The organism is Ignavibacteria bacterium (genome assembly GCA_013177855.1).
In the GTDB taxonomy this organism is placed as follows: Bacteria; Bacteroidota; Ignavibacteria; order Ch128b; family Ch128b; genus Ch128b.
In genome coordinates, this window is record JABLYA010000001.1 from 2,643,358 (window position 1) to 2,652,658 (window position 9,301).

4 protein-coding genes and 1 tRNA gene are annotated in these 9,301 nt (G+C 32.0%); 4 read left to right on the forward strand and 1 reads right to left on the reverse strand.

Going from position 1 to position 9,301, the window contains the following annotated elements; all coding sequences use genetic code 11:
* The first annotated feature begins 2 nt into the window (after positions 1-2).
* The 3 genes from HPY57_11100 (at position 3) to HPY57_11110 (ending at position 2,172) form a co-directional block, all read left to right on the forward strand.
* Positions 3-284, forward strand: coding sequence for an ATP-dependent Clp protease adaptor ClpS (locus HPY57_11100; protein ID NPV12325.1), 282 nt, complete (start codon positions 3-5; stop codon positions 282-284).
* A gap of 51 nt (positions 285-335) precedes the next feature.
* A tRNA-Ser gene (locus HPY57_11105) sits at positions 336-424 on the forward strand.
* Positions 425-801: 377 nt separating this feature from the next.
* A complete protein-coding gene (locus HPY57_11110) occupies positions 802-2,172 on the forward strand; it encodes a hypothetical protein (GenBank protein NPV12326.1) in 1,371 nt (456 codons plus the stop codon).
* Positions 2,173-2,892: 720 nt separating this feature from the next.
* On the opposite strand, the gene HPY57_11115 is transcribed toward HPY57_11110, so the two are convergent.
* Positions 2,893-4,560: an IS1182 family transposase gene (locus HPY57_11115; protein ID NPV12327.1), complete on the reverse strand. Its 1,668-nt coding sequence runs from the start codon at positions 4,558-4,560 to the stop codon at positions 2,893-2,895.
* A 1,179-nt stretch (positions 4,561-5,739) separates the two neighbouring features.
* Between HPY57_11115 and HPY57_11120 the strand changes: the two genes are divergently transcribed.
* Positions 5,740-8,997, forward strand: a complete 3,258-nt coding sequence (locus tag HPY57_11120) for a TonB-dependent receptor (protein NPV12328.1) — start codon at positions 5,740-5,742, stop codon at positions 8,995-8,997.
* Positions 8,998-9,301: the final 304 nt, after the last annotated feature.

A 9,301-nucleotide genomic window follows, 5' to 3' on the forward strand; every position in this document is an offset into this window, starting at 1 on the left:
ATATGGAAACACCTCAAGTAATTGAAGAAATCAAAACGACAGACGGAACAGATGTAGGATTACCAGCAAAAGTAATCTTATTCAATGATGACTTCCACACTTTCGATGAAGTAATTGCCCAATTGATTAAAGCAATTGGTTGTTCGTATGAAAAAGCAGAAGCTTTGACATGGGAAGTCCATACTAAAGGGAAGGCTGTAGTTTACTCAGGTGAACTTTCAGAATGTTTAAGAGTAAGTTCGGTTTTAGAAGAGATTGCTTTACATACACAAATTGAAACATAAAAATTTAGTCACACCATTTATATTTGCAATACATATTTTGATTTTTGAAAAGGAGAGGTGCTAGAGTGGTTGAATAGGCCGGTCTCGAAAACCGGTGTCCTGCGTAAGTGGGACCGTGGGTTCGAATCCCACCCTCTCCGCAACTTATTAATTAGGGGCAGTGATTAATCAATATTTTGTAGATCTAAAAACTTTAAGCGGTGTGCTTATAAATTAACAAATAATACGCTGTTTAATATTCGATTATCTAATAAACACAAATTAATCTCAATGTGAGTAGAAGTTAGTCATGTGTTTATTTATATGCTTTGAGCCTAGAAAAAAAAGATCAATAAAAGGAAGTCATTAGTTTTCATTAACGATTAAATTTTATACTGAGATCTTAATACATTGAACAGGTTTTACAATTTCGGGACATTAAAATTTATTACCTTTGGCTCTTTACTTTTAATAAAAATTTCCATAGAATTTCATTAAGAATTATGCAAAATCAAAAACAAATAGAGCGGGCGTAAACATGAAATATATAAAACTACTTCTTCCATTCATTTTGGCATTCCTATTTATTCAATGTTCTTCAACAAAACCTGAAGAAGAAACAACAACTACTACTACAACCACTCAGGTTTCGACTGAAAGCAAGTCAAACATTATTATTTTTCGTGATGATTCAAATCAAATTTTAAAGTCAACATTGAAAGATAACAAAGTAGATCTTGTTTCAACTTCAGTCTGTCCAAAAGTTTTTAATGGATGCTGTCTTAGCAATGGAGTTTCAAGTTATCATAATGGAATTTATTCAGAATTTTATAACACAGCTAAATCACTTGGAAGAGATTTATATTGTGAGCTCTGGCTGCATTACAAGTCTGATGAAGGTCAGGTTTTAGCTTTCCCAGTTGAATATCAAAATAATAGAAATATGCTAAAAGTGAATGGAGTTTATTTTGAATGCGTTCAGGATGAAAATCATTTCTGGGTTCCAAATTTTAATTATTTCCATACAGGCTGGCCAAGTGAAACATTTGATTATGTGATGGATTTTGCACCAAGTAAATTTATCCGATTTAAGCAGCAGTTTTGCAAGACACTTGGAATTCCCGATTCAAAATCAAAATCAGGTAAAATTTTCCCACTTGAAATTTCAGAAAATCCAGATCTAAAAATTTATTCTGAACTTCCATTTGATGATCTCGTAGTTGAATATAAAGATATAACAGCAGGAATAGATAATTTCGTGGATTACTATTACTTTGATCGACTTGATTATTTAAGAGATAGAATTGCAAATGTAACTTTTTTAATTCGTGATAATGAAACTCTCTATCCAGTTGAAGATGCAATTGTTACAATTACACCGCTCGAACCAACAGGGGAATCAAAAGAAGTTTTTGAAAGATTTACTGATTTCACATTAAGGGCACCTAATTTTGATTATGGTTTTTATGGTTTCAAAAGTTGTGCTGATGAAAAAGTCCTTGATAAATTTTCTATGCAAACAAAACTATTCAATTATTTTACAGAGTATAAATTAAATCCTTGGGCGGTTTTAAGCGATGAGTTCAAAGCAAAGACTGACAAAAATGGCGAGATATATTGGACAACGAATTACCTTTATGAACAAAATGTTGATTTATACAATGAACTAATTAAGACACCATTATTCAAAAAAGAAATTACCAATAAAGCACACTATTTCGTAATGGAAAGAAATAAAAATTATCAGATAAAAATTATTCATCCGAGATATCAATATTTTGAAAGAACTTTCAGCATTTCGGGAGATAGTCAGGTTATTGTAGATTTAGCTCAAGTTACAACAAAACTTGAAAATGTTGGCGGAAGAGGTAACAAAGAAAATATTTATATCAGACCGTTAGTAAAATAGATTCGAAAAAGTTTTATTTTATTGAAAAGGTTTGCTCGTTAATTCGGGCAAACCTTTTTTGTTTTAAATGGTTTTGTATAAAGTCCTTAGGAGTTAAAGTATGATTAGACCGAGTTTTAATCGGGGAAACAATGACATAAGAAAATCACAACCTTGCGAGGGTTGGATGTTGTAAATAAGAGTTTTTGAAAGAGATTTTTAAAAAGAACTCTAGGCTAATAAAAAATTTATTTTCCCATTGAACCCCTTCAGGGTTCAGTGTTATTTTTTCCTTCTTTACCCCCAATACGATTGGGTGTTATTCATATTGGCCCCTTATGGGGTTATAAGTTTTCTATATTAATTCCTTCTCTCAAATCAATTGGGTTTAATCGAATTGGACCTATGGGGTTCTGTTATTTCTTTTTTTGATCTTGTCTTTATCCAATTCAATTGTGGGTTATTCATATTTATCTCAGATTTTATGTTTTTTTAATTGTCAATCTCCCCAGTAGAATTATATGTAGGTGTAATGAAACCTTCCAGGTTTCTATTAAATTTTTATTTTCAAAATTTAATATTATTTGTTTCCCTGCTCTTCAAATTATTTCTCAACTAAATTGGTTGAACGTATTGATTGACAATCATAAGAGCCTGTCCAAAAAGTAAGTTTTTCAGATCAAAAATGTTGAAGAAATTACATTTGAAACTCTAAAAATATGAGGAGAAAAAAATACACCTTTAAGAGGCTGTTTCAAAATTTGCTAATCTCTTTAGATTATATGCAATACAAACTAAATTAAATTCCTTTTTAACCTTTTCAATTCCTCGTCTCAAAAACTTTCTAAATCCCATAGCATCTTTTATAATACCAAATACACTCTCTACTTCATAATTCCGCCGTTTTCTTAACCTCTTTCCCTCTTCTGAAGTTAATTTATTAAAAGCTTCTTCTTTATATCTTTCAAATTTTGTGTTTAACCTTATCTCTTTATAATTATTATTTGATTTTATGCACTCCCATCTGAAACTGCAACTTATACAACTATTACACCTATATACACGATACTTCTTTTTATGTCCATCTTCAACTTTACTCTCTTCATCTCTTATATATCTTAATTCTTTTCCCTCGGGACATATAAACACATCCAAAGCTTTATCATATTTGAAATTGTCTCTAACAAATCCCTTAATTGGTCTTTTATTCCCTTTCTCTTCTTTATTAAATGTATTATACTTCAAATACCCCTCTATACCTTCTTTTTCTAAAAATTCATAATTCTGTTCTGAACCAAATCCACTATCTCCTACCACTCTCTCAGGCTTCAATCCTCTCTTAAGTAACTCTTCCATATGTTCCTTAAATCCCTTTGCCTCTGATAACCTTCTACATACTGTTCCATTTATTATAAATTGATTCTCTGTCCCTATCATTACCATATAGGCCGGTTCAACTCCCTTTGTCTTTAAGCTCGTAAATGTCGCATCCAAATCTGTCTTTGAACAACTATTTCGATCTTTTAACACTCTGAGATATTCATCATATATCTTCTTCTTCTCTACAAACTTATTAATCTCTCTATTCAAACTTTTTATCTGTCTCCTTCGCTTGGCTCTATCTCTATCTAATCTTTTATTAACCTCCTTTTGACTATCTATCCCTTTGACTATCTTACCTATTAATTTATTTAATCTCTCTATACTCTCTTGTTCTTCTTCTGATGTTAAATCCTTTGACCACTCTCCAAGTTCTTCTAAATCTCTATCACCATAAATTGAGTTCTCCTCTTCGATTAGTTTTATCATCTCTTCCATTCTATCCTTTATCTTTAATTCTATCCTCTCCCTATATCGTTCAATATTCTTCCTCCATACATAACTATGCTTATTTGCATTTGCCTTAATGATCGAACCATCTACAAAATATTCCTTCATATCAATGTATTTACGCTTAATTAAATATATTATTACCTCCGTAAATATCTCTGTAAGAACTTCCCCAGTTAATCGATTTAATATAAAATAACTTATTGTCCTGAAATCAGGTTTATTATTAGCTGCTAACCACATAAAACAAATATTCTCTCTTAGTGCTTTAGCTATTTGTCGAACTGAATATATCTTACTTACAAATGAATATATTACAACTTTTAACATCATCCTCGGATCGTATGCACTGGCTCCTCCTCCTTTGTATGTCGCCTCCAAAACCTTGATGTTCATATTTTCAACTATCCGATTGATTACTCTCACTATGTGTTTTGGAGGAATTAACTCATCAAGTGATGGCGGTAACAACTTCAGCTGTGCCTGGTTATATTCCTTAAATACCTGTCGACCACCTTTCTTCTTCTTCCTTTTTCTCATTTCTGAAATTCCTTCTTCTCCAAATAGAGAATCCATCATAATTCTTCACCTAAATTTTTCTTTTTTCCCTTTTTATAAATATTTCTTTTTGCATACTTATTATAAGTTCATTTTTCGTGCCAACTTTTTGGACAGGCTCGAAATTATTATAGATGTGGTGTTCCGAAGAAATCATTCTAAACTCCGAAGGAGTGACATTAAATAATGATGATAATTCTAGCGTCATAAAATTTTTTTCTGTAATTAGATTTTTGATAATGTCATCCCTTCAGGATTTGAAAATTGAAGCTTGTTTAATTGATCCTATAATAATTTCATCCCTTTGGGATTTCATGTGTTTTTTCTTACTCATCGATTAACAACCTCTAATTGTAATGAAACCTTTTAGGTTTCTATTCAATTTTCATTTTCAAAATTTAATATTTTTCGTTTCCCTGCTCTTCAAAATATTTCTCAACTAAATTGGTTGAACGTATCGATTGACAATCATAAACCACGAAGTGGTGAAATTATTATAGATGTGGTGTTCTTACGAAATCATTCTAAACTCCGAAGGAGTGACATTGAATAATTTCTTTGATCATTATAATTAAAATATTTATTCTAAAAACTTTTAATGAATATATGTTTCAATAATATTATCCATTCGAGAATTCGAATTAAAGCCCGATTGATTATTTCTAAATTATTAATTCCATCGCCTTGTAATTATGCAAATATGAATAGATGAGATACATTTATTTCAAATCTCTTTCTTTTTTGTTTTTGGAATTTATTATTTCTCGTTACCATTTTAATCTTATAATTCTTTCTGTATTAAAAAATTCTTGGTTCCATTTTATCTCATTAATCACCAAACCCTTGTGGCTTTGAAATTTCTCAAGACTAATTTTTTAGATAATACTGTTTCTCTTCCCCAGATTTGTTAATCGGTTTGGAATTTTGTCTATAAATTGGCGAGAATTTCTAATGATATTTGAATTCAAATTATAAATTCAGAGAAATGAATTTATTATGGTACAAATTTTCTAATATGTTCAAATAAAATTCTTAACTTAAAATTAATATTTAACCCTTGACAATCAAACTTTATAATAAGAAATTTGCAGTGATTATGAGAGAGAGAATTTTTAATCAATTCATTCAACTCCACAAGAGAAGCCTCTCCAAAATTACAATTCACAAATCAATCCATAACAAAATAAAGGTGATGTTATGATAAAACATCTAACCAAATTCATTTTTGTTTTTCTCTTAATCTCATCAACAACAATTTTTGCCCAGGGTATCACAACTGCTGGTATCACTGGAGTTGTTACTGATAAAAATGGGGATCCTTTGCCTGGTGCAAATGTAACAGCAGTTCATGTTCCATCAGGGACAATGTATGGGACTTCTACGCGAGCAAACGGAAGGTTTAATATAACGGGTATGAGAGTTGGCGGTCCTTACACGATCACTGCATCTTTCATTGGTTATAATAAACAAATTTTAGAGAATGTTTACTTAGAGTTAGGACAGAACCTAAACCTAACTTTTGTTCTTACCGAAACTCAAATTGAACTTAAAGATATTACTGTGGAGGCTGAGAGAAGTACCATTATACGTTCTGATAAAACTGGTACAGCTACAACAATTCAAAGAGAAAATATTGAAATCCTTCCAACCATTTCAAGAAGATTGGAAGATCTTGTTCGATTGACCCCACAGGCAACAGGTAATGCTCGTATCGGTGGTGTTGATAATAGATTAAACAACATCACTGTTGATGGTTCTTACTTTAACAATTCATTCGGACTTGCTGGATTGCCTGGTGATAGAACAGGCGTAGCTCCAATTTCTATTGAAGCTATTGAACAAATTCAAGTAAATATTTCTCCATTTGATGTTCGTCAGGGAAATTTTGTTGGTGCGAATATCAATACTGTTACAAAGAGTGGAACTAATAGATATTCAGGTTCAGTTTACTACAACTACAGAAACAATGATTTCGTAGGTACAAAAGCAGGCGATGCAACCTTTAATCCCGGAACATTTAGATTTAATCAATTTGGATTGACTTTAAGTGGTCCAATAATAAAGAATAAATTCTTCTTCTTTGTAAACTTTGAAACAGATAACTTAATTCAACCCGGAACAACTTATCGTGCTAATCTTGGCGGGGAGCCTGTTGGTGGTAATGTTACAAGAGTATTAAAGAGTCATTTGGACTCACTCAGTCAATTCCTGAAACAGAATTTCGGTTATGAAACCGGTCCATATGAAGGTTATGATCACGAAACTCCATCAACAAGATTCTTGTTGAGATTGGATTACAACCTCAATCCAAAGAATAAATTAAGCTTGCGTTATACTCATCTCGATTCATTTACCGATGTATTACTTTCAAATTCAAGCTCACTTGGATTTGGAAACAGAAGGTCAAATTTAACTGGATTAAACTTCCAGAATTCAAACTATCAAATAATGGAGAACATTCGTTCAATCATTGCTGAATGGAACAGTATAATTTCAGATAAGATGAGCAACAACTTGATTGTTGGTTACACATATAATGATGAAAGTCGTAAATCAAGAGGATCAATGTTCCCATTTGTTGATATTTTAGAAGGCGGGCAGGTTTACACATCATTTGGATTTGAACCATTTACACCAAACAATGAATTAAGATATTGGAGCTTCCAGATTCAAAATAATCTGAACCTGTTCCTGGAAAATCATACATTAACTTTTGGATTTAGTTTAGAAAGATATCAATCAGAAAATGTTTTCTTCCCAGGTTCACAAAGTGTTTATGTATATAACTCACTCGCAGATTTTTATACAGATGCACTTGATTACTTAGCAAATCCAAATAGAACAGTTTCACCAGTCACTTTAAGAAGATTTCAGGTAAGATGGTCTAACATCCCTGGTCAGGTAAAACCAATTCAACCTTTGAAAGTATGGTATGGTGGTGTTTATGTTCAGGATCAGTGGGAAGTGTTCAGAAATTTGAATGTGATCTCTGGAATTCGTTTTGATGTTCCATTCTTTGAAAAGACTGGATATCATAACCCTGAAGTTGATTCAATGGTATTTAGAGATGAGAATGGTTTCCCTGTTCAATATAGAACTGACAAAATGCCAGATCCAAAAATTCTTGTTTCACCAAGAGTTGGATTTAACTGGGATGTATTTGGTGATAAGACAACACAACTCAGAGGTGGAACTGGTATCTTTACAGGCAGACCAGCTTATGTGTGGATTTCAAACCAGATTGGAAACAATGGTATTTTAACTGGTTTTGAAAGATTGGATAATACAAAAAACCGTCCATTCCATCCAGATATTAATCATTATAAACCAGCGGTTGTGACTGGTGCACCAGCTTCGAACTATGAATTAGCTCTAACAGATCCAAACTTCAAGTTCCCACAAATGTGGAGAACCAATATTGGTGTCGATAGAAAATTAATTTATGATGTAGTTGGAACACTTGAATTCTTATACAGCAAAGATGTTAATGGTATTTATTATATAAATGCAAATCTCAAAGCTCCAAATGGACAATTTGTTGGTCCAGATAACAGACCAAGATGGATTGGTTCAAATAAGATTTATTCAAAAGTTGATAATGCAATCGTCTTAAAAAATCAGAATGTTGGTTATTACTGGAATATTGCAGCAACACTTGAAAAACCATGGTCAAATAACTGGTATGCAAAAGTTGGTTATATGTATGGAGTGGCAAAGAATACAGTAGATCCAGGTTCGATAGCATTTGGAAGCTGGAATAATAATCAACATGCAGGAAATCCAAATGATCCAGGTTTAGGTTATTCAGTAAACTCACCAGGTAATAGATTATTCGGTGCTGTTTCATATAAACTTGAATATTTTAACTTTGGTGCGACTACATTAACATTATTCTTTGATTACTTCACTCCTGGAAATGGCAGCTATACATTCTCTGGTGATTTAAATGGTGATGGTGGAACAAGTAATGACTTAATTTATATTCCAAAAGATAAATCTGAAATGAACTTTGAACAATATACAGATCCCGTTAGCGGGAAAGTTATTACTTCAGAGCATCAGGCTGATTTGTGGGAAGCCATTATTTTAAATGACCCATATTTGAGCAAGAATCGTGGTAAATATGCAGAGAGAGGTGCAGCTTTCCTGCCGATGGTTTTCAGAGCTGATTTAAGTCTTGTTCAAGAATTCAGTCAGAAGTTCCTGGGATATAAGAACAGTCTGCAATTTAGAATTGATATCTTAAACTTCACCAATCTTTTGAATAAAAACTGGGGAGTTGGACAGACATTCACTACAACTCAGCCATTAATTGCAAGAGGTGCTGATGCTAATGGTAAAGTATTATATAGATTAGCAAGTATTGGTGGTGAATTGATTAAGACAACTTTTAGAAAAACTGCAAATATTGATGATGTTTGGAGAATTCAGTTAGGAATTAGATATTTGTTCAACTAATGGTCTAATTTCAAATTAAACTTCCAAACTACTTGCAGGGCTGTCCGAAAGGGCAGCCTTTTTTGTTTTAAATGTGAAATTGATGAAACAGATTTTGAAGGATTTGCATCGATTCGGAAAAATTTCTGTTAAAATCTCTGTTTCAAATGTTAAAGAGTTTTATGTCACACTGAGCTTTGAGACTGTGTCGCAATTGGTTAAAAAAAATAATAAGTCTTTTTAATTCTATAAAATTTCGTTTTACAAATCTTTTAGCACATAAAATTTCCATTCTCTAACACAAACTTTTATTTTAACTTTAATC